A 2,327-nucleotide genomic window follows, 5' to 3' on the forward strand; every position below is an offset into this window, starting at 1 on the left:
AAAGCCGGATTTGGCCATTTTTTATGATTCTTTTCGTTGAATAGCTCGCTATTCGCCTCAAATAATCATAAAAACTGTCTCAAACCGGACTTTTTCTCGCTACGGTCGGCTAAGTCCGACAGACTCCTGGATGCAACAGCAAAAAATCGACTCGGGAAAAATACGACAGGACAGCATTGAGCTGTCCTGTATGGCGTTGACTGATTTCTGATCAGAGAGACTGATCAGAAATCATTGAAGCGGGCGATTCTTCACCAGCGCTCAAGGCTGTTTGCTGCTCAGCAAACCGGCTTCTTCAAAGTACTTCTTGGCGCCACTGTGCAGAGGAGCAGACAGACCATCGCTGATCATCTCTTCTTTCTTCAGATTGGCGAACGCAGGGTGCAGTTTTTTGAAGGTATCCAGGTTTTCGAAAACAGACTTGGTGATGTTGTATACCGCTTCGTCATTGATATCGGAAGAGGATACGAATGTAGCTGCAACACCAAAGGTTTGAGTGTCCTTGTCGTTACCCTGATACATGCCGCCAGGAATAGTGGCAGCGCGGTAATAAGGGTTATCTGAGATCAGCTTCTCTACCTTGGGACCGGCCACATTAACCAGCACCGTGTCACAGGAAGAGGTGGCTTCTTTCAGGGAGCCGCTTGGATGACCAGCGGTGAAAACGAAGGCGTCGATCTTATTGTCGCACAGGGCTTTGGCCTGCTCAGCAGACTTCAGCTCGGAAGTCAGGGAGAACGTGGCCTGAGTCCAGCCGTAGACATCCATCAGCTGTTCCATGGTTCCACGCTGGCCAGAGCCAGGGTTACCAATGTTAACGCGCTTGCCTTTCAGATCTTCAAAGTTAACGATCTTGGCATCTTTACGAGCAACAACCGTGAAGGCTTCAGGGTGAATAGAGAATACAGCGCGCAGCTTTTTGTCGGCTCCCTGATCCTTGAATTCAATACTGGAACCTTCATAGGCATGGTACTGCCAGTCAGACTGCACGATACCCATATCCAGCTCGCCGGAGCGGATAGTGTTCAGGTTGTAAACAGAACCACCGGTGCTTTCTACGGAGCAGCGAATACCGTGATCTTTACGGTCTCTGTTAACCAGACGACAGATAGCACCACCGGTAGGGTAGTAAACGCCGGTTACACCACCGGTACCAATGGTAACGAACTGTTGTTCAGCGTTAGCGGCGCTGGCAACAGAAGTGGCTGCAGCCAGGCCGGCACCCATGGCAACCATACCCAGTTTTTTCAGAACGGACATGTTTTGTGCTCCTCGATAGTAAGGGAATACCGCCGTTGTAGTGGTTATCTGGGGCGGCAATCCAAGCTTGTAGCTATATATTTATGTTTGTACTTTGAAAAGTCCGATCACCTGGGGTGATGGATTTCCCTGTTTATCCGGCTCTATTTGGAAGGTTGTCGCTTTTTTGCTTTTCTGTCGCGATCCTTCATTTTGTTCATTCACGCTGAGTATAAGACGATTATCTTATATCTATACGTTTTTATGTAGCTGGCCGTAATACTATTAGATTATTACAGTATTTTTAAAGAGGTTTTTTGATTTGTGTCAACTCTGATTCGGCTGATACCTATCAAATAGAGGTTGTTACCTGTATGCAGTTCGGGTTCGGGCTGCATTAAAACGGGATGACAGGGCAAGCTATAACGCTGAATATGTTCAGTGGCTTCAGTGGCTTCAGTGGCTTCAGTGGCTTCAGTGGCTTCAGTGGCTTCAGTGGCTTCAGTGGCTTCAGTGGCTTCAGTGGCTTCAGTGGCTATCAAAAATGCACAATCTGAATTTTCATAGGGAAAGCAGTGTCATCTTTAATACCTGATGTCATGCAATGCTGGATTCAAGCAATAAGTGCAAGCCAGCCCGGCTATGTATGAGGCTTCCGGACTGGGCTTGATTGATCTTAATCTGAACTTTCTAGTCCGGATATTTCATAAATGGCTGCGATGCTCGCGCAGAACATTGTGGCACTAAGGAATTTGGCGATTGAGCGCCGTACTGGTGTGTACGGTCGATTGAGCCAAACTTCCTTAGTGCGGCAAGCGAGGGCTCACGCGAATTTACGAAATATCCGGGCTAGTACATCATTCCAAATTAATCGTCGGGTAAAGCTTCGTCAGCTTTATCCAGGCATCTTCTGTTGTAAATCTCCACTCCATCTGGCTCTCGATATTGTTGCGTCGTGACGCCCAGGCCAAGATCTCTGATTTCAGAGCATCCTGATCTGGTATACGGCGGTTCAGACATTGGCGACTGAGTATACTCAATTCAATTTCTGCCATGTTCAGCCAACTGCCATGCTTGGGCGTGTAATG

The 2,327-nt window shown here is 47.8% G+C and carries 3 protein-coding genes; all 3 read right to left on the minus strand.

Annotation, left to right across the window (positions count from 1 at the left end):
* Nucleotides 1–261 precede the first annotated feature (261 nt).
* Nucleotides 262–1,260: a TAXI family TRAP transporter solute-binding subunit gene (locus tag ACR2PX_RS01555; RefSeq protein ID WP_433997601.1), complete on the minus strand. Its 999-nt coding sequence runs from the start codon at nt 1,258–1,260 to the stop codon at nt 262–264.
* Between the two features lie 272 nt (nt 1,261–1,532).
* On the minus strand, nt 1,533–1,781 hold the full coding sequence (locus tag ACR2PX_RS01560) for a hypothetical protein (RefSeq protein WP_433997602.1): 249 nt from the start codon (nt 1,779–1,781) through the stop codon (nt 1,533–1,535).
* 315 nt (nt 1,782–2,096) lie between these two features.
* Nucleotides 2,097–2,327: transposase (locus ACR2PX_RS01565; protein ID WP_433997603.1), on the minus strand; the 231-nt coding region annotated here is incomplete at its 5' end.

This window comes from Endozoicomonas sp., from assembly GCF_051008435.1.
Taxonomy (GTDB): Bacteria; Pseudomonadota; Gammaproteobacteria; order Pseudomonadales; family Endozoicomonadaceae; genus Endozoicomonas_A.